At 61.8% G+C, this 18,601-nt stretch carries 22 protein-coding genes; 9 read left to right on the top strand and 13 right to left on the bottom strand.

Annotated features, from left to right (window positions below; translation table 11 throughout):
• Positions 1–805: 805 nt before the first annotated feature.
• Genes nadE through HRH33_RS11695 form a run of 3 tightly spaced genes read right to left on the bottom strand, consistent with a single transcriptional unit; the run spans position 806 to position 3,499 of the window.
• On the bottom strand, positions 806–1,621 hold the full coding sequence (nadE, locus tag HRH33_RS11705; RefSeq protein ID WP_167418358.1) for an ammonia-dependent NAD(+) synthetase: 816 nt from the start codon (positions 1,619–1,621) through the stop codon (positions 806–808).
• Between the two features lies 1 nt (position 1,622).
• On the bottom strand, positions 1,623–2,840 hold the full coding sequence (pncB, locus tag HRH33_RS11700; RefSeq protein WP_034138673.1) for a nicotinate phosphoribosyltransferase: 1,218 nt from the start codon (positions 2,838–2,840) through the stop codon (positions 1,623–1,625).
• Between the two features lie 11 nt (positions 2,841–2,851).
• On the bottom strand, positions 2,852–3,499 hold the full coding sequence (locus HRH33_RS11695; protein ID WP_094066893.1) for an isochorismatase family protein: 648 nt from the start codon (positions 3,497–3,499) through the stop codon (positions 2,852–2,854).
• A gap of 145 nt (positions 3,500–3,644) precedes the next feature.
• Here HRH33_RS11695 and HRH33_RS11690 point away from each other — a divergent pair, with 145 nt between their 5' ends.
• Complete coding sequence (locus HRH33_RS11690; protein WP_034138675.1) at positions 3,645–4,337, top strand: NUDIX hydrolase; 693 nt, start codon at positions 3,645–3,647, stop codon at positions 4,335–4,337.
• Positions 4,338–4,355: 18 nt separating this feature from the next.
• Here HRH33_RS11690 and HRH33_RS11685 read toward each other — a convergent pair whose 3' ends face one another.
• Together HRH33_RS11685 and HRH33_RS11680 are read right to left on the bottom strand one after the other, a co-directional pair.
• Positions 4,356–5,129 (bottom strand): L-iditol 2-dehydrogenase, encoded by a 774-nt coding sequence (locus HRH33_RS11685; protein WP_167418359.1) that lies wholly within the window; start codon positions 5,127–5,129, stop codon positions 4,356–4,358.
• Between the two features lie 16 nt (positions 5,130–5,145).
• On the bottom strand, positions 5,146–6,471 hold the full coding sequence (locus HRH33_RS11680; RefSeq protein WP_167418360.1) for an ABC transporter substrate-binding protein: 1,326 nt from the start codon (positions 6,469–6,471) through the stop codon (positions 5,146–5,148).
• A gap of 209 nt (positions 6,472–6,680) precedes the next feature.
• Between HRH33_RS11680 and HRH33_RS11675 the strand changes: the two genes are divergently transcribed.
• The 3 genes from HRH33_RS11675 (at position 6,681) to HRH33_RS11665 (ending at position 9,759) form a co-directional block, all read left to right on the top strand.
• Positions 6,681–7,601, top strand: a complete 921-nt coding sequence (locus HRH33_RS11675; protein WP_167418361.1) for a helix-turn-helix domain-containing protein — start codon at positions 6,681–6,683, stop codon at positions 7,599–7,601.
• 172 nt (positions 7,602–7,773) lie between these two features.
• Entirely contained in the window at positions 7,774–8,721 is a 948-nt protein-coding gene (locus HRH33_RS11670) for a nucleoside-specific channel-forming protein Tsx (protein WP_167418362.1), read from the top strand.
• Positions 8,722–8,736: 15 nt separating this feature from the next.
• A complete protein-coding gene (locus HRH33_RS11665) occupies positions 8,737–9,759 on the top strand; it encodes a purine-nucleoside phosphorylase (RefSeq protein ID WP_167418363.1) in 1,023 nt (340 codons plus the stop codon).
• A 53-nt stretch (positions 9,760–9,812) separates the two neighbouring features.
• Here the strand turns inward: HRH33_RS11665 and HRH33_RS11660 are convergent, their stop codons facing one another.
• The 3 genes from HRH33_RS11660 to HRH33_RS11650 all read right to left on the bottom strand — a co-directional run bounded on the left by HRH33_RS11660 (position 9,813) and on the right by HRH33_RS11650 (position 11,827).
• Positions 9,813–10,772, bottom strand: a complete 960-nt coding sequence (locus HRH33_RS11660) for a quinone oxidoreductase family protein (RefSeq protein WP_167418364.1) — start codon at positions 10,770–10,772, stop codon at positions 9,813–9,815.
• A 27-nt stretch (positions 10,773–10,799) separates the two neighbouring features.
• The gene (locus HRH33_RS11655) at positions 10,800–10,973 is read right to left on the bottom strand and encodes a DUF1427 family protein (RefSeq protein WP_080758717.1); all 174 of its coding nucleotides are present in this window, start codon (positions 10,971–10,973) and stop codon (positions 10,800–10,802) included.
• Between the two features lie 89 nt (positions 10,974–11,062).
• Positions 11,063–11,827, bottom strand: a complete 765-nt coding sequence (locus HRH33_RS11650; protein WP_167418365.1) for an AraC family transcriptional regulator — start codon at positions 11,825–11,827, stop codon at positions 11,063–11,065.
• A 116-nt stretch (positions 11,828–11,943) separates the two neighbouring features.
• Here HRH33_RS11650 and HRH33_RS11645 point away from each other — a divergent pair, with 116 nt between their 5' ends.
• Both HRH33_RS11645 and HRH33_RS11640 read left to right on the top strand, forming a co-directional pair.
• On the top strand, positions 11,944–12,186 hold the full coding sequence (locus HRH33_RS11645; RefSeq protein WP_034096942.1) for a DUF6555 family protein: 243 nt from the start codon (positions 11,944–11,946) through the stop codon (positions 12,184–12,186).
• A 16-nt stretch (positions 12,187–12,202) separates the two neighbouring features.
• Complete coding sequence (locus HRH33_RS11640) at positions 12,203–12,475, top strand: hypothetical protein (RefSeq protein WP_034096941.1); 273 nt, start codon at positions 12,203–12,205, stop codon at positions 12,473–12,475.
• A 61-nt stretch (positions 12,476–12,536) separates the two neighbouring features.
• Here HRH33_RS11640 and HRH33_RS11635 read toward each other — a convergent pair whose 3' ends face one another.
• The 3 genes from HRH33_RS11635 to HRH33_RS11625 form a co-directional block, all read right to left on the bottom strand.
• Entirely contained in the window at positions 12,537–12,707 is a 171-nt protein-coding gene (locus tag HRH33_RS11635) for a metallothionein (protein WP_080758716.1), read from the bottom strand.
• Between the two features lie 89 nt (positions 12,708–12,796).
• The gene (locus HRH33_RS11630; RefSeq protein ID WP_034096940.1) at positions 12,797–13,249 is read right to left on the bottom strand and encodes a DMT family transporter; all 453 of its coding nucleotides are present in this window, start codon (positions 13,247–13,249) and stop codon (positions 12,797–12,799) included.
• A 4-nt stretch (positions 13,250–13,253) separates the two neighbouring features.
• Complete coding sequence (locus tag HRH33_RS11625; protein WP_094066886.1) at positions 13,254–13,742, bottom strand: DMT family transporter; 489 nt, start codon at positions 13,740–13,742, stop codon at positions 13,254–13,256.
• A 117-nt stretch (positions 13,743–13,859) separates the two neighbouring features.
• On the opposite strand from HRH33_RS11625, the gene HRH33_RS11620 reads away from it, so the two are divergent.
• From HRH33_RS11620 to HRH33_RS11610, 3 genes are all read left to right on the top strand, one after another.
• A complete protein-coding gene (locus HRH33_RS11620; RefSeq protein WP_167418366.1) occupies positions 13,860–14,792 on the top strand; it encodes a LysR family transcriptional regulator in 933 nt (310 codons plus the stop codon).
• Between the two features lie 141 nt (positions 14,793–14,933).
• On the top strand, positions 14,934–15,152 hold the full coding sequence (locus HRH33_RS11615) for a type II toxin-antitoxin system prevent-host-death family antitoxin (RefSeq protein WP_167418367.1): 219 nt from the start codon (positions 14,934–14,936) through the stop codon (positions 15,150–15,152).
• The gene (locus HRH33_RS11610; protein WP_167418368.1) at positions 15,149–15,526 is read left to right on the top strand and encodes a type II toxin-antitoxin system VapC family toxin; all 378 of its coding nucleotides are present in this window, start codon (positions 15,149–15,151) and stop codon (positions 15,524–15,526) included. The genes HRH33_RS11615 and HRH33_RS11610 overlap by 4 nt, the downstream gene beginning before the upstream one ends.
• Before the next feature lie 12 nt (positions 15,527–15,538).
• Here the strand turns inward: HRH33_RS11610 and HRH33_RS11605 are convergent, their stop codons facing one another.
• Together HRH33_RS11605 and HRH33_RS11600 are read right to left on the bottom strand one after the other, a co-directional pair.
• A complete protein-coding gene (locus tag HRH33_RS11605; protein WP_034096936.1) occupies positions 15,539–16,858 on the bottom strand; it encodes an Nramp family divalent metal transporter in 1,320 nt (439 codons plus the stop codon).
• Between the two features lie 41 nt (positions 16,859–16,899).
• Complete coding sequence (locus tag HRH33_RS11600) at positions 16,900–18,453, bottom strand: DUF726 domain-containing protein (RefSeq protein WP_167418369.1); 1,554 nt, start codon at positions 18,451–18,453, stop codon at positions 16,900–16,902.
• Between the last annotated feature and the right edge of the window lie 148 nt (positions 18,454–18,601).

Here is an 18,601-nt window from a genome sequence, read left to right as displayed (position 1 = left end):
GCCAAATGCACCGAGTTGCCGGGTGCTCGCTCAGAGGAATCTAACTGTGGGAGGGGGCTTGCTGTGGGAGGGGGCTTGCCCCCGATGGCGGCCTGACAGGCGACCCGGAGGTTGGATCAAACCGAGTACATATCCGTTGCCGCGGTCACGGCGGCTATGGGTTCCGCCCTTACGGCGGGTCACTTTTGGAAGAGCGCCAAAAGTAACCAAAAACGCTTTGCCCCACCACTCGGCACCTCGCCTAGGCTCGGTGTGCCCGTAATCCGACATTGATTTGGGGGGCCGCCGCCACGCGCCATCCATGGCGCGGGGCGGCTAAACCGGCATCCCTGCCGGTTCACCCCCCAAATCAATGCCGAATTCCGGCCAGCGTGGTTAACGGGGCGCCTGAGATCAAAAGCAAGAGCAAGAGCGGCTCGCTTCGCATCGTGGTCAGGGTAGGTGGCTGCATATTTTCGGTGACATAGCCTGAGAAAATGAGGTTCTCGTGGTGAGCGGGCTCGCTGTGGTGAGCGGGCTTGCCCCGCGCTGGGCTGCGAAGCGGCCCCATTCCAGGCGATGTGGTGTAGCTGACACACCGAGGTGCCTGGGTTTGGGGCTGCTTCGCAGCCCAGCGCGGGGCAAGCCCGCTCACCACAGAGTTATTTCAGCCTTAAAACTTGTGTAGAGATCTATGGCTATGGGGCCAAATGCACCGAGTGCCGGGTGGTGGCCCAGAGGAGTTTAACTGTGGGAGCAGGCTCGCTCACCACCTGCGAGCCTGTTCACCATAAGCAAGCCCACTCGTCCCGGACAGGGTACGAGGTTAGAGGGGAACGACAGGCAGCGCGCGTTTGTGTGCGGTCTTGCGGTAGGCGCTTTCCACTATCGTGCGTACCTGCTCACTGACGGGTTCGCCCATCAGGTAGGCATCGATATCGTCATAGGTGCAGCCGTAAGCGACTTCGTCCAGTTTGCCCGGCGCCAGTTCTTCGAGGTCGGCGGTGGGGGCTTTTTTGACCAGGTTGGCCGGCGCGCCCAGTGCGGTGCCGAGCAGGCGTACCTGGGTCTTGGTCAGGCCGGACAGCGGCGCCAGGTCACAGGCGCCGTCGCCGAACTTGGTGAAGAAGCCCATCAGCGCTTCGGCGGCATGGTCGGTGCCCACCACCAGGCCGTTGTGCAGGTTGGCCACGGCGTACTGCGCGATCATACGGGCACGGGCCTTGACGTTGCCTTTGATGAAATCCACCTGCGCGGCGCTGGCTTCGCTGGCCGCCAGGCTGGCCATCAAGCCGTCGACACTGGAGGCGATATTCAGGGTGTCGATCTGGTCCGGCTTGATGAAGTCCAGGGAGGCCTGAGCATCGTGCTCATCGGCCTGGCTCTTGTAAGGCAGGCGCATGGCGATAAACCGCGCGGGATAGCCATCGTCACGCAGTTGCTCGGCAGCCAACTGGCACAAACGGCCGGCCACCAGCGAGTCGACGCCGCCGCTGATGCCCAGCACCAGCGCTGTGCAGGCGGACTGGCGCAATGTGTGTTTGATGAAATCGATGCGGCGCTGGATTTCCTGGGGCTCACCGCCCTTGACCAGCCCGCGGTTGATGTTCAGCTCCTGAGCGATGCGGTCCTGGGTTTGCATGTCACACCTCCACTTTGCCAACGTTGAAGACTTGCGCGGCGTACTGCAAAAACGAGGCGTCTTCGCAGACGTTTTTCACCGGGTCGTCGGAGAACTTCACCACCGGTTCGCCGTGGACCCGCACCAGCTTCATCACAATGCTCAGCGGCTCCACGCCGTCCACATCGCAGGCCAGGCTGGTGCCCATGCCGAAACCGAAGCGAGCCTTGCCGCGAATATGGCGCAGGATCGGCAGGCATTTTTCGAAGTTCAGCCCATCGGAAAACATAAGGTCTTTGGTCATGGGGTCGATGCCGAGTTCCTTGTATCTGGCCAGCACTTTATCGGCCCACACGATGGGATCACCGGAGTCCTGGCGCAGGCCGTCGTAGAGTTTCGCGAAGTACAGGTCGAAATCCTTGAGGAAAAAATCGGTGCTGATGCAGTCGGTCAAGGCAATGCCGAGGCGGCCGCGGTATTCACGTACCCAGTTTTCCAGCGCGGCGTTCTGGCTTTCGCGCAGGCGCCCCAGTTGCTGGTGCACCATCAGCCATTGGTGGGCCATGGTGCCGATCAGCGGCAGGTCAAACTCGTAGGCCAGGTGGGCGTTGCTGGTACCGACAAACTGGCCGGGGAAATCGCGGCGCATGATGTCTACCACTTCGCGCTGGGCCTTGAACGACAGGCGCCGACGGGTGGAAAAATCGGACACCCGCAGGTCGGCGAGTTCGTCGCGGCTGAGGTTTTTTTCCAGCCAGTCGAATTTCTGATAGAGCTTGCGGGTGACGTCTTCCAGGGTCACGTCGGGGTATTTATCGCGGTTGCGCAGTTCGCTGACCAGGGCCAGCACCGGTTGCTCGAACATGATGCAGTGCAGCATCGGGCCGATCACGCGGATGTTGAGCTGGCCGTCCACTTCACTCACATGGATATAGCGCAGGTTGAAGCGGAACAGACCGAGGAAGCGCTCGTAGTCGGGTGTAAGGTATTCGCGAAAACGCGGGTTGAACAAAAAGCGCAGCTCGCCTTCGCGCATTTGCAGGCCAGCGAGTTTTTCCAGCTCGGCGCGCAATTCGGGGATCAAGTGGCCGAGCTTTTCCTTGGAACGCACGATGAAGTTGTATTCGACATCCACGTTGGGGTGCTGGTGCAACACCGCTTGCATCATGGTGAAGGTGTAGTAATCGGTGTCGAGCAAGCCCTGAATCACCGGGGATTCGTAGTCGTATGCACTTTCCATGGTGTCTCTCCTTAACGCGTGGCCATCGCGGCCAGTTCTTCGCGGGTGCGGCTGATAACGGCCCCCGCCTTGAGCAACTCATTGACGGCCTGCACACCGCCCTCCTCGCTGATCCCACGGCACGCCGGCAGGTGCAGGACCACTTCCAGGCCGGCCTTGAGCAGTTGCAAGGCGGTGGTCTTGACGCAGAAATCCAGGGCCAGGCCGCCGACGATCACCCGGGCCACGCCGTGGGCTTTCAAATATTCGATGACGCCAGTGGACAGCTTGTCGTGCAGGTCGTGGTAACAAGCGCCGTAGGGATGCAGGTCGGGTTCGACGCCTTTCCAGACGAAGTAATCGTAGTCATACGGGGTGGGCAGTTCGTCGAGCAAGGTGAAGCCTTCGGTGCCCGGCACGCAGTGGCTGACCCAGGTGAGGTCGGCGTGTTCCAGGCCGGTGGCTTGCATCATGTCGCTCTGCTGCTGGACCACCCACGGAGCGTTAGGGGTGTGCGCATCTTTGCTGCCGATACGGTGGCCGACCAGGCTGGCCATGTAGTTCAGCTCGGCACCAATCTGATCACCGCCGACCACGGGCAACTCGTTGGGGCACAGGGGCGTAAAGCTCTTCTGGGCATCGACGTCGAATGAAGCAATGGCAGTTTTGGAAAGGGTCATGGCGGTTCTCCTGTGGCCTGGAAACAAAAGTACACGTCATGTACTTTCATTGCAAGAAACATTTATCAATATGTATCAGCGCAAGTACATGACATATTTTTTCGATCCGTTAGACTGTCCCCACCGCTGTTTAGAAGGATGCCCCATGTCACTCAGCCCCTACCTCCACACCGTCGACCTATGCGTGCTGTTTTATTGCCGCGAATCGGGAGAGATCAAACTGCTGCTGAATCAGCGCGAAGCCGAACCGTTCGCCGAGCACTGGGCGCTTCCGGGGGTGGTGGTCAATGGCGACGTGCAAGATCTGAGCCTCAAGGATGCCGTGGAGCGATTGCGCGCCAGTGACAAGGTCGGCCTGGAACTGGCCTGGTGCGAACAGGTCGGCACGGTGGGCGATGCGTTTCGCGACCCGCGCTGCTGGTCGTCGTCGACGTACTACCTGGCAATCGTGGCGGGTGAGGTCAGCCTGGGTGAGCGTCAGGGCTGGTTTTCACTCAATGCCGTGGCGGACGGCAGGATCCGGCTGCCATTCGATCACAACCTGATCGTCGCAGCCGTGCTGGAGCGGTTGTTGTCCAAGTCGCTATACAGCAGCTTGCCGTTGATGTTTCTCGGCCAAGAATTCAGCGCGCCGCAAGCGACGGCGATCTTTTCCGTGGTACTGGGCAGACCGGTGCTCAAGACCAGTATTCGTCAGCGTTTGTTGAAGCTGACCGAGGCGGGCTACCTGCGCGAGACTGGCCGTAAAAAGCCGGGCGAAGGCGGCAGGCCCCAGGCGACGCTGCAACAACTGAAGCCTGGGGCGGTGTACTTTTTTGATCGCAGTTTTGCCGAGTAGCCTGGCTGCCCGGCTGGCTCAACTCATCCAGTTACCCCCGTCGACGTTGTAGGTCTGGGCCACCACGTAATCAGCGTCCTTGGTCGCCAGGAAGATCGCCATGCCGGTCAGATCCTCGGCAGTGCCCATGCGCCCGAACGGTACTTCGGCCCCCACGCGTTTTTTCTTCTCGCCCGGTGCCAGGCCCTCATGCCGGGCGAACAGCGCGTCGACACCCTCCCAGTGCTCGCCGTCCACCACGCCGGGGGCGATGGCGTTGACGTTGATGCCGTGTTGGATCAGGTTCAGCCCCGCCGATTGCGTCAGGCTGATCACCGCCGCCTTGGTCGCGCAGTACACCGCCACCAGCGGTTCGCCACGCCGTCCAGCCTGGCTGGCCATGTTGATGATTTTGCCGCCGTGGCCCTGGCGGATCATCTGCCGCGCAGCCGCCTGCAGGGTGAACAGGGTGCCGGCGACGTTGATCGAGTACAGCCGTTCGAAGCTTTCGCGGGTGATGTCGACGATGGGCGCCAGGTCGAACAACGCTGCGTTGTTGATCAGAATATCCAGCTTGCCGGCGTGGGCCACCACGGCGCCAATGGCCGCATCGATGGAGGCTTGCTCGGTCACATCCATGCCCACCGCATACGCCTGGGGGCCCAGTTCGGCCGCGGTTTGCCGCGCCTGTTGCAGGTTGATGTCGGCGATGGCGACCGTGGCGCCTTCTGCGATATAGGCCTGGGCAAACGCGCGGCCAATGCCCCGCGCCGAGCCGGTGATCAACGCGCTCTTACCGTCGAGTCGTTTCATGGTGATGTCCTGATCATTATTTGGGATAGCCGGCGCGTTTCATCTCGCGTTCGGTGCTGGTTTGCGCCTGCTGCAAGGCTTGGTCGACCGACATGCCGCCGGTCAACGCGGCCGAGAACAGCTTGCCGACCGACGTACCGATGGCCTGAAACTCGGGGATGGTCACGTACTGAATGCCCACGTACGGCACCGGTTTAAGCGACGGATGGGCGGGGTCGGCGTGTTGCATCATCGCCAGGGTCACTTGGGCAAACGGTGCAGCTTTCAGATAGGCCGCGCTATAGGTGGACTGGCGGGTGCCCGGCGGTACGTTGGTGATGCCGTCTTGATCGGCGACCCATTGGATGTAGTCCTTGGACGTCGCCCAGGTGATAAAGGCCTTGGCCGCATCCTTGTGCTTGGACGTGGCCGGAATCGCCAATGACCAGGCGTATAACCAGGAAGAGCCTTTGTCGGTGACTTCGGTGGGCGCCGCCGCGAAACCTACGCGGTCGGCGACCTTGCTCTGACTTTTGTCGGTGGTGAAAGAACCAGCCACGCTGGCATCGACCCAGATCGCGCATTTACCGCTGTTGAACAGCGCCAGGGTTTCATTGAAACCATTGCTGGACACGCCTGGCGGCCCATACTGCTTGAGGGTGTCAACGTAGAAATTAGCCGCCGCCGTCCACTCGGGGCTGGTCAGTTGCGGTGTCCATTGCTCGTCGAACCAGCGCGCACCGAAGGCGTTGGCCATGGTACTCAGCAGCGCGATGTTCTCGCCCCAACCGGCTTTGCCGCGCAGGCACATCCCGTATTGGCCCTGGGCTTTGTCGGTGAGTTTGGCGGCGAATTCGCCGACCTGGCTCCAGGTCGGGTGCGCGGGCATGCTCAGACCGGCTTGCTGGAACAGATCGGTGCGGTAGTAGGTCACGGTGCTTTCACCGTAGAACGGTAAGGCGTACAGGGTGTTATTGACCGACAGGCCCTGGCGCACCGAGGGGAAGATATCGTCGACATCGTAGTCGGGCGGCAGTTGAGTGAGCGGCTCCAACCAGTGCTTGGCGCCCCATAACGGCGTCTCATAAGTGCCGATGGTCAGCACGTCGAACTGCCCACCCTGGGTGGCGATGTCGGTGGTAAGGCGCTGGCGCAAGACGTTCTCTTCGAGCACCACCCAATTGAGTTTGATGTCCGGGTGCTGCTGCTCGAACACCTTGGACAAGCGCTGCATACGGATCATGTCGCTGTTGTTGACGGTGGCGATGGTCACGGTGTCGGCAGCCTGGCTGGGCAGTGCCAGGGCCAGGCCGCTGAGCGCGAACAGCGCATGGGCAAGTGTGGTTTTGCAGGTTGGGAGCATGGCGGTTTCCACCTGTTGTTTTTGTTGTTGAGCGCCGATTACAGCAGCTTGGTCACGCCCTCACAAACCCGTGGCGGATGCCCTTCTGGTACTTTTTTAACCCTTGGCGCCGAGGCAAAAAAGTATCAGTGGCGGGCCGAGGCGCGGGTAGCGCACGGGTGACCAGCGGCGTATTTTTAGGCAATCCCCCTCCAACAAGAGGCATCCCCATGCCCGTCAGCCGCGCCACCCTGTTCGAACATCGCCCGGCAGAGCGCGAAGTGATCCTGCCCGAGCCGGACCATTGCTTTCGCTGGTTCGAACACGACTATCCCTATGAACTGGCGCGCTGGAACCATCATCCCGAGTTTGAAATCCACCTGATCCGCCACGGCAGCGGCAAGTTGGTGGCGGGCGATTACATTGGTGCGTTCAACGCCGGGCACGTCGCGCTGATCGGCCCCGACCTGCCCCACGACTGGATCGGCGACCTCGCCCCCGGCGAATACCTGGCCGGCCGCGACGTGGTGTTGCAATTCGACGGGGCTGCCCTGCTCGCCTTGCGCAACACCCTGCCGGAACTCGGCGACTTACAACGCTTGTTCGAACAGGCGAGGCGCGGCCTGGCCTTCAGTGGCGACACCGCCGTGCGGGCCGCGTGCCTGATGGAAGACATCGGTCGCGCCCAGGGCCTGCAACGCTTGATCTTGTTCCTGCAATTGCTCGACACCCTGAAAAACGCCCCGACGCATCAGATGCAAACCCTGGCCAGCCCCTGCTACGCCCCCACCCTGGACGCACGCAGCGCCGAACGCATCCACAAGGCGTTCGACTACCTCATGCGCGAACTGACCGGCGACGTGCGCCTGTCGGAGATCGCCCGTCAGCTGGACATGAGCGAGCCGGGGTTCTCGCGTTTTTTCAAGCGCAACACCGGCCATGGTTTTATCGACCTGATGCGCAAATTTCGCGTGCAGCGCGCCTGCCGCTTGCTGCTGCAAAGCGAGATGTCGGTGGCGGATATCTGCTTTGAAGTGGGCTACGCCAACCTGTCCAATTTCAACCGGCACTTTCGCATCGAGATGCAGCAAACCCCGAGCGATTATCGGCGCGACACTGCGGTACACCTGTTCGACAGCAGCAAAAAATGACACCCAGCCAATGTTGATCAACAGGTCGAGTATTAACCGAATTTCCCCGTTATTTCAGTGTGCTAAACAAAGTTGGTACAGCCTGTGCAAACGTTTGCGCTAAGAACTTGCCAGACAAGTTCCGAGCTACCCGAAGAATCGGGTTCAAACCGCGCAAGAACAGGGATTTTCAATGCATCGCACCTCTCGGCTCCCCGCTCCATTGGCTGTTTCTGTGCTACTGGCCGCCGTTACGGGACTACTCAGCGCACCCATTTTGGCGCACTCCAAGCCCACCGATGACTCAGCACAGGGCGAAACCCTGGCCCCCGAAGCCAGCCCGGCGAAAAAAGGCGTGTACCTGTCGGACTGGTTCAACCAAGACCTCACGCTGATCGGCAGTAAAGACATCAGCTTCGGCCCCAAGCCCACCGATGACATCTACCTGGAATACGAGTATTTCGGCCGCAAAGGCCCGTTTGAGCTGTATGGCTATATCGATGTGCCCAAGATCCTCACCATCGGTAACAGCAATGACAAAGGCGTGTGGGACCATGGCTCGCCGGTGTTCATGGAGCACGAACCGCGAATCTCCATCGACTACCTGGCCGGCCGCAGCCTGGCCGTCGGCCCGTTCAAGGAATGGTACGTGGCGTTCGACTGGATCTACGACCACGGCAGCAACAAGGAAAACCGCGCCAATACGCTGTACAGCGGGCTGGGCACCGACATAGAGACCCACTCGCGGGTCAACCTGTCGGCCAACTTCTACGGGCGCTACCAGTGGGAAAACTACGGGGCCAGCAACGAGTATTCGTGGGACGGCTACCGCGCGCAGATGAAGTACATCGTGCCCATCGGCAAGTTCGACAACGGCGCCTCGCTGACCTACATCGGCTTCACCAACTACGATTTCGGCTCGGACCTGCACAAGGACAACCCGGCGCGCACCGCCAACGCCTTGGTGGCGACCAACGTGCTGCTGTATTCGTTCACGCACCTGCGCTTCACCCTGGTCGGCCGCTACTTTCACAACGGCGGCAACTGGGAGGACGGCAGCGAGTTGAATTTCGGCGAAGGCAACTTCCGCGCGCGTTCCGACGGCTGGGGTTATTACGCCGGCGTAGGCTACCAATTCTGATCTAAGGAGCACTCGATGAATGTATTCAACCGCCTCTCAATCGCCATCGGCCTCGCCTTGCTGGCCCCTGTGGCGCTGGCACAGGCGCCGATCAAGCCCAAAGTGATGCTGATCACCATGTTCGCGCCCGAGGCGCAAACCTGGATCGACCGTCTGGCGCTCAAGCAGGAAGTGCGCGTGCCGGGTCTGTCGGCCGAATATCCAGTGATCCGCTGCAATACCCAGGACGTGTGCCTGCTGGTCACCGGCATGGGCCAGACCAACGCCGCCGCGTCCACCCTGGCGCTGGCGTTGTCGTCGCAGTTCGACCTGCGCCAGAGCTACTTCCTGGTCGCCGGTATCGCCGGTATCAGCCCCAAGCACGGCACTCTCGGCACCGCCGCGTGGGCCCATTACCTAGTGGAATTCGGCACCCAGTGGGAGTTGGATTCACGGGATGCACCCAAGGCTTGGCCGACCGGTTACCTGGGTATCAACACCAAAGGCCCCAACGAAAAGCCGCCGCTGGACTACAAGACCGAAGTATTCGAGCTAAACCCGGCGTTGCAGGCCAAGGCGTTTGCCTTGTCCCATAAGGTCGAACTCAGCGAAAGCAAAGAGTCGGCCGCCTGGCGCAAACACTACCCCGCCGCCCCCGCCAACCAGCCGCCGCAGGTCACTCGCTGTGACACCCTTGCCGGCAATACCTGGTTCTCCGGCACGCGGCTGAGCGAACGCGCCGAGGTCTGGACCAAGCTGCTGACCGACAACAAAGGCGAGTACTGCACCACCCAGCAGGAAGACAACTCCACCTACGAAGCCCTGCTGCGCGCCAGCCGCGAGGGCCGGGTAGACATCCAGCGCCTGGCGGTAGTGCGTGCCGGCTCGGACTTCGACCGCCCCTACCCCGGCTACAGCGAGGTGGATAACCTGCTCAAGTACGCCGACCAGGGCGGCTTCGTGCCGGCGCTGGAGAACCTGTACCGCGCCGGTAACCCGCTGGTGCAGGCGATTTTGAACAACTGGTCGGCGTGGGAAAAAGGGGTACCAGACGCCTGAGCCGATGGCCCTGCGCGAGGGGCTTGCTGTATCAGGCAAGCGCCCTCGCCCTCTCACGGCAGCAGAATGAATTTATCCGCGCTGCCCCGGTTCACCGCGTCATAACAGGCTACCCCATCGGCCAGCGCCACCTCGCGCAGGCCCGTCGGCAGCGGCAACGTACCTTCATCGAAGAAGCGCCCGAATTGCGCGAGCATCACCGCGCATTGTTCGCAGTTGTAGAGCAATGAATTGATGCCCACCACCGAGCCGCCCTTGCGATACAGGGCCAGGGCCGGCAGTTGCACATGACCGTCCGCCGGCGCGGCGATGATCGCGATGCGCCCGAACGGAGCCAGACCCGCTACCGCCGCCGGCAGCCAGAAACCGGTGGTGTCGAAGATCACCTCTGCGCCGCCCTCGAACACCCCATGTACCTGGGCGCCCAGCGCATCAGGCTCGCCCAGGGCAATCGCGGTGTACCCCTCGGCCTGCAACGTCTCGACTTGATCCGCACGGCGCACCGCCGCCAGTACCTGGGCCCCACGAATCTTCCCCAAGGCCAGGGCCGCGCGGCCCACGGCGCCATTGGCACCGATCACCAGCAACCGTGTGCCGCTGCCGACACCGCTGCGCTCCAACGCATCCCACGCGGTGGTGTACGGCACGCCGAGGCTGGCGGCCTGAGCAAAGCTCAACTGCGCCGGTTTACGCGCCACACCTTGGGCCGACACGGTCAGATACTGGGCGTGGGAGCCGTCGGCAAAGAACCCCAGGTCCCGACCCGTGCCCCACACTTCCTGGCCGAGCAGCGCCTGGGGGCCCTGCACCACCACGCCGGCAAAGTCGCGGCCAGGGATGCGTGGCAGTGTGGTGTAGGGGAAACGCCCGAGCACGTTTTTGACGTCGCTGGGGTTGAGGCCGGCGGCTTTGATCTGCACCAGCACGTCACCCGCGGCCGGAACCGGCGTGGGGATGTCAACCAGGCGCATCGCGGCGAGGTCGCCGGTGGCGGAAAATTGCAATGCGTTCATGTTCACTCTCCAGCAGAAGAAAAGGCTTCAGGACAACCAGCCGCTGACCAGATGCCGGCCCATGGGCCAGAGCTTTTCGCCCAGCAGCATGCCCAGCAGGCCCACCAGGGCGATGGCCGGCGGTGCGGGCGAACGGAAATCCAGGGCGCCGTAGAGCACGCCCACCAGCAGGCCGATGGCAAGGGAAATCAGATAGTCCATGGGGATTACGCCGTGTCAGTTGAAGGCGCCAGTCTAGGCAGCGCGCCGCGCCGGCATCGGCCAACTGCTTCAGGATTTCGGCCAACTCTTCAACTGCAGTACTGCGACGGCGCCACTCCCAGCTCGCGGCGGAACATGTCGCTGAAACTGCTCGGCGAATAGCCCAGCGCGCGGGCGATGCCACTCACCGACTGCCCCTGGATCAGCGCAGCCACCGCCGTGGCCAATTGCACCTGACGTCGCCACTCGGCGAAGCCCATACCCAAGTGAGTCTGGAACAACCGCGCCAGGGTACGCACACTGGCACCCGCCGCTTCGGCATGCTGCTCGAACGCGATCGCCAGGGACGGCGCCGCCATAACCGCCTGGCACGCGTTGATCAGGCGGCGGTCGGCGTCTACCGGCATGGCGATGCGGATCGACGAACGCCGCGCGCGGTGCAGTTCCAGCAGGGCCAGGCCCACCACCGCGTCGTAGTAGGCGCCATCGCTGCTGTCCCCCTGCTCCACCAGCGTGACGATCAGCTCGCGCAGCAGCCCTGCGACCTCAATCACCTGTACCTCGGCATCCAGCGTCGCCGCCAACGCCGGGCGCAGGTAGATGTTGCGCATCTGCAAATCCGACACCACGCGAATCCCGTGTTCCACCCCCGGTGGCAGCCAGACCGCACGCTGGGGCGGCACCACCAGGGCTTCGTGTGGGGTTTCCACCCACATCACGCCGCTCATGGCGTAGAGCAACTGGCCCCAATCATGACGGTGCGGTTCGATGTACAGGCCGCGCGGGTAAGTGCGCGCCAACGGCTGCACGGGAACGGCGTGATCGGTGAGGTCGGGGGGCGAGGCCAGGGCCATGGTCGGTCAGTCGGTGGTGAATGAGCCGCCATGGTAAACAGCACCGCTCGACAGTCCGAGTGAATTTTTAGCGCGCCCCAGGATCACTTGCTTACACCACCAGGGACGATGGCCCCATGAATAACGCAAAACTGTTTGTGATCGACTACACCCTTCATGGCGAAGCCAAGTCATTCATTATCCGCCTGGAAAAACTCGACACTCTGGAAGCCTGGCATTGGGCCAGTTGTGACGCGGGCGTCGGCCGTATTGGCCGCTTCGCGCGGGAACAGGTGAAAAAAACCAGCCCGGCCCAGGCTGAGAAATACGGCATCCAGAATGTGCAATGGCGCCGCTCGGACGCGCGCGCCCAGGCGTGAACAAGGAGATAACCCCATGGTTTTACCGCAAAGAGTCAACGGCAAGGCGCGGATCGATTACACCCAAAACACCCTGTTCGGTCCGCTGGCCAAACATGCCGAATGTCAGGTCAGCCTTCAGCACACACCCGATTGGCTGGTGCTCGATGTGTTCCAGCCTTTACCTGAAGATCTTCAAGACGCGCAAACCGTGGTGTTCGCACTGGAGGGTCGACGCACCAGCGCCGTGGTCAAAGACCGTCAGCGCCTGGCCGACCATAGCCTGCGGTTGGAGCTGGAGACCCAGTAACGCCTGAAGGCCTGCGTGGCGAGCAAGGCTGCTCGCCACCATCACCGAACTTACGGCGCCTTCAGGTTTTCGCCGATTTGGCGCACTCACACCCCGTGGCCGAAGCACAAGGTTCACCGTGGGCATGGTGCTCGGCACAGCCCTGGCAGCAATAACCCTTACCGTCCTTCATTACCGCATCGACGCCCAGTACACATTTGCAGTGTGGGCAGGCACAGGTTTGATCTGGCATGGTCAGACTCCTCGTTCATGGTCGTCACGGTGCGGCGAGCGCCGGCACCATAAGCACTGACTGCCAGCCTGCGCGGATCGTTCCAACCATCAGTCGGTGCGCGTATTGCTGCGGTACATGAACACCAGCGCCAAGGCCAGACAGGCCATGGCGACGAGACGGCTGCCGGACAGTTCGATGGCCGGGTTGCCCAGCCAGCCGAAATTGTCGATCAGCATGCCCATGCCCAATTGCCCGACGATCACCGCCACGGTGGCCACCGCCGTGCCGACCACCGGCACCGCGCCCACCATCACCATCATGTACACCACGCCGAACAACGCCCCGGTCAATTGCCACTTCGGCACGTCCAGCAGGCTGACGGCCTGGGCCGGCTCAAAGAAGAAAATCAACAGCGCGGTGGTCAATGCACCGACCGCGAAGGTCAACAGGCTGCTGCGCAGCACGCCGACTGTCTGCCCCAGGCGGCCATTAATCGCCGCCTGCACGCTGAGGACAGCGCCGGCGGCAATCACCAATATCAGTAAAAAAATCAGATTCATCGCCTTACCCTCGTGCAATCAAAACAAGTGCCGCCACGATCAACGCCAGCGCAATCCAGCGCTCACCGTTGACCTTTTTGCGCGCCGTGCCGAACCAGCCGAAATGGTCAATCAGCACGCTCTTGCCCACCTGCCCCGAGAGGATCGCGATCATCGTCATTGCAATGCCGATGTGCGGCGTGGCCAGGGTCAACACCACCACGTACATCGGCCCGAGGAAGCCGCCGATCAACTGCCAGCGCGGCAGTTCGGTGAGCGCCGGGCCTTTTTGCGGGCCACTGAACAACAGCAGCAGAAACAGAATCGCCGCACCCACGCCGAAAATGCTTAAGGTCGCCCACAAATGCCCCACCTGCTCGCCCAACGGCCCCAGCAAACCGGCTTCCACCGATAAGCCCATGCCGGCCAGGATCACCAGCGGCAACAGCAGCAAGCGCAATAGATTTCTTTTCGGCCTGGCCTGGGCCGCGCCTTCGATGGAACTTGCCTGCATACATCACCCGCGTTTCAAGATTGAAAAGATGGCGGGGATTATCCGGTGGCCGCGCTGTGCGATAAATGGGAGTATGCGGACAACACCTTTGCGAAAAACGCACAGCACGGAGCCACCATGCAGGGTTTGAATGAGCTGAGTTTCAAGGCGTTGCGCCTGTTTGTCGCGGTACTGGACCACGGCAGTTTTTCCGAAGTGGCGCGTCGTGAGGGCCTGGCGCCCTCTTCGATATCGCGTCAGATCCAATTGATGGAGCAGGCCCTCGGGCAACAGTTGCTGTATCGCCACACCCGCGCGGTCAGCCCCACCGAGGCCGGGCGCCTGCTCGGGCGGCACGCGCGCCTGGTGCTGGAGCAATTGGAAGCCGCCGGGCAAGCCCTGCAGGAGCAAGACAGCGAACCCAGCGGCCTGGTGCGCATCAACGCGCCGATGGTGTTCGGCCAGCGCCACCTCTCGCCATGGCTGGGCGAGTTATGCCGGCGCTATCCGAAGCTGCAACTGGATATCCAGCAAACCGACACCTATGTCGACCCCTTGCAGGACGGCACCGACCTGTTGTTTCGCATCGGTGTGCTCAACGACTCCAGCATGCAGGCGCGCATTTTCGCGCCGCAGCGCTTTCGCATCGCCGCCAGCCCCGCGTATCTGGCCCGGCACGGCACGCCCAGTCATCCCGACGAACTGACACGGCATCAGTGCCTGGCCTACAAAGGCGTCACCGGCCAGCAACGCTGGTTTTTCCGCCGTGCCCAGGGCGACTGGACGCCGTACAGCGTCAAAGGCCCCATCACCGGCAACCACGCCGACACCCTCACCCACGCCGCCGAACAAGGCCTGGGGCTGGTGGTGTTCCCCTCCTGGTTGATTGGCGACAGCCTGCGTGCCGGGACCTTGCAGGCGGTACTGACCGACTACGACGTGGCGACCACCCTCGAACCGCAACAGATCGCCGCGTTGTGGCCGGGCAGCCGGCGCCTGTCACTGAAGGTGCGTACGGTGATCGATTACTTCGTGGAGTGTTTTGGCACCGTACCCTATTGGGACAGGTGACCGGTACCTATGACGAGGCGTGCGACTGTTGAGGATTTTTCTGATGGAAAAAAGTAGGCTCGTTCTGATTTCACGGGCCACTATTTAAGGGCAAGTACGGGTTACGGCAGACTTTGACGACATCTTTTCAGGAGAGGCGCCATGGGCTTGACCTATAAAAAACATTCACGCACTGAGCGGGCCGCTGCGGTAAATGCTGGGTCCGTTTCCGATAGTTCACAGGGTTTTGGCTATAGCTGGCCAAAGGACGCGCAACGTCGGCGGATTGGCGCCATGAAGGGAAAGCTGGAGATCCCCGATGACTTCGATGATCCATTGCCAGATGAGTTGCTAACTGCGCTTGAGGGCAGCCTTCCATGAGAGTGTTGTTGGACACTCATATCCTGCTCTGGGCCTTGTGCGACCACCCGAAGTTATCCCACAAGGCCCGAAAACTGATCGAAAGTGCCACAGAGATTTACATCAGCGCCGCGACATTCTGGGAAATGGCGATCAAGGTCGGCCTGGGAAAACTCGATGTGGACCTGGAAGAAATGCGTGAATACTGCCTGGAAAGTGGCTTCCTGGAACTGCCCATCACCTCAGAGCACGCCATCGCGGTAAAAAATCTCGACCATCACCACAAGGACCCGTTCGATCGCCTGATCGTCGCAATCGCTATGAATGAGCCGATCAAACTGTTGACTGCCGACCTGCGCCTGACTCAATACACAGCATGGGTGATCCTGGTGTGACGATGCCTGGATTCAGAACAACCACTGCCCAATCAACCACGCATTAGCGCCACTGATAAGTGCGAACAGCAGCCACGCCAGCAAACGCGTCGGTAGCCGATTCACAAAGGGCCCCATCAGTTGTTTGTCACCGGTCATGCGAATCAACGGGTACAGCGCAAACGGCAATTGCAAGCTAAGCACCACCTGGCTGAGCACCAGCAGTTTGCCGATCGCCTCATCGCCCATCAGCCACACCCCGACAAACGCCGGGATCAGCGCCAGCCCACGGGTGATCAGGCGGCGTTGCCAGCAGGGAATACGCAGGTTGAGGTAGCCCTCCATGATCACCTGCCCGGCGATGGTGCCGGTAAAGGTCGAACTTTGTCCGGACGCCAGCAAGGCGATGCCGAACAGAATACTGGCGAAGGCGCCGCCGACCAGAGGGTCGAGCAGGTGATAGGCGTCCTGGATTTCCACCACATCGGTGTGGCCAGTCTGGTGAAACGCGGCGGCGGCCAACACCAGGATCGCGCCGTTCACCAGCAGGGCCAGGGCCAGGGAGCCGATGGTGTCGATGCGCGCCAGCTTCACCGCGTCCTGTTTGCTGGCGAGGTCCTTGCCGATCAGGCGGGTTTGCACCACGGAACTGTGCAGATAAAGGTTATGGGGCATCACCGTGGCGCCCAGGATGCCGATGGCCAAGTACAGCGGCGCCGCATCGCTGATCGCTGACAATGACGGCACGAAGCCGCTGAACACCTCGGGCCAATGGGGTTTGATCAACACCAGCTCGACGAAGAAACACACGCCAATGGTCGCCACCAACGCCAGCATGATCGCTTCCAGGCGACGGAAACCACGGTTTTGCAGGGCCAGGACCAACAAGGTGTCGAATGCGGTAATGACAATGCCGGTGGTCAGCGACACCCCCAGCAGCAAATGAAACGCCAGGGCGCAGCCAAGCACTTCGGCCAGGTCTGTGGCGATGATGGAGATTTCCGCCAGCACCCACTGGGTGCGCGCCGAGCGTCGGCTGTAGCGTTCGCGGCACAGTTGCGCAAGGTCTTTGCCGGTGGCGATGCCCAACCGCGAGCACAGGCACTGCACCGCCATGCCCGCCAGGCTGGCCAGCAACACCACGAACAACAGGCTGTAGCCGTAACGCGAACCCGCCTCGATGGCCGTGGCCCAGTTGCCTGGGTCCATATACCCGATGGAGATCAATAGCCCAGGACCGGCGAACATCAGGGCGCGCTTGAAAAACGACGCCTTGGGATCAACGATGACGGAGCCGGCCACTTCCGGCGGGCAGAAAGGGGCGGTAGCGATTTTTGGCAGGCTGAATTTCACGCGGTATCCCAGGCAAACACACTCGACAAGCGTGCAGCTTATCAGTCGGACGCGACCGTGCGCATCACCGTCTCCCGAGGCAGGTCATACGCTTCCACCACTTGCACCACCAGGTCCAGCTCCTGATTCAGCGCTTCGCGCTCCATGCGTTGGCGAATCGCGCCGATCACCAGCACCGCCAGGGTGGTGACCGAATACGCCGGGCCGGAAAACGCCCGCACACCGGTCACCAGCAGCATCGCGGCGGCCAACGCCTGGCCCACCACCGGAATAGCCGTGGCCGCCCCACGCCGCAGGATAAAACCGGTCAGCCCGGCCAGGGCGGTGCCGCTCAATGCTGCGGTGGCCGAACGCCCCTTGTCGAAACGACTGAAGACACCCTGCTCTTTCTGCGCGGCCACCTTGAGTTCCGCATCGAACACCAGCCGGTCGGCGTTGCTGAGTTTGTCTTTGTACTGCGCAATCAGTTTTTCCGCGATCCGGGCCTCAAGGTCAGCCAACGCCAGGGTGTCGAGTGGCACGTCGAATGTGATGCCCAGGCGCCGCGCCACATCGTCGGCAATTTGCCGGTAGCTCACGCCATGGCCACGGGCAAGGTTCATAAAGCTGTCACCGCCCATGCGTTGCAAGGCGATGGTCAACTTGAGCGGGTCACGCACCGTGGCGTCGATCGAGGCACTGCGTTTTGGCGCCAGCAGCTCGGCCAGAAACTTCAACTCCTCCGGCCGCCCTTGCACCAGGGCCGTATACAGATCCGCGTCCTCCTCGGCAAAGCGCACTTCGCTGCTGCGCTGGTCTGAACGGATCATGCCGCGCCGCTCGTGCAGCAGATCGGTGTACTGCACCACTGTTCGTAATTGCGGCCAATAGGCCGCGTGATCGAAGGTGGCCAGGTGCACATTGCAGACCTTGGCTTTAAGCGCAGGGGTGACCGGGATCGGATAGCGGCCGATGCAACGCTCGGTGTCCGGCTTGATGGCCAGGGCCCAGTCCTTGCTGGAATGGCAGTTGATCACCCGCCCTTTCAGCAGCGCCGACACCTCATCCCACGGGCTTGACGTGCAGATCGCCCCGCCCATCAGCAGCAGGTTGTCCAGCGGCAACTCGCGAGCGGTGTCCGGGTTGGCCAGCAGGCTCTTGACCAGAATCCGCGCGCCCAGGGAATGCCCGATCAGGTTGATACGCTGCACCGGCAACGACGCTTGCTGCAGGTAGCTGGCCAATTCGGGCAGCAAACTGTTGGCCACTTCATCGACCCGCGCCTCAACGCTTTTGTAGTGATCGAGGAAATAGGCAATGGCCTTGCCTACCCCCACTGTCGCTGCGCCCAGGCTGCCGCCGCCGAGCATGGCCGCGATCACGTCCTTGAACGGCGCGAACAGGTTCTCCAGAAAATGTCCCGCTGGCCAGAACAGCATCAGATTGGTCGAGCCTTCGATGCCGGCCAGTTGTTGCGTGAAATTGCCCAACTGCTGCCGGTTGAAGAATGCCGAATACCCGTGCACGTAGAGATTGAGCACCTCGCCCTGGGGTTCGCCGCACAGCAGAAACGTGGGCTTGCGGGTGCGGTGCATGTCATCCCACTGGTGCTGCATGGGGTAAAGACTCCGGGTAACGAGGGACGGCGATAGTAACAAACTGTGAGCGGCGGCAAGGTGAATCCTGACCGGCGTGGCCGTTTCTAATGCTCGGCCTCCATGCATAAGCCCGAGACAGGCTCGGGCGACTGCAAAACACTCAACC

It is taken from the genome of Pseudomonas rhodesiae (assembly GCF_013285305.1).
GTDB lineage: Bacteria > Pseudomonadota > Gammaproteobacteria > Pseudomonadales > Pseudomonadaceae > Aquipseudomonas > Aquipseudomonas rhodesiae.
The sequence above is the reverse complement of the archived record's forward strand: the minus strand, read 5'-3'. Positions and strand labels throughout refer to the sequence as shown.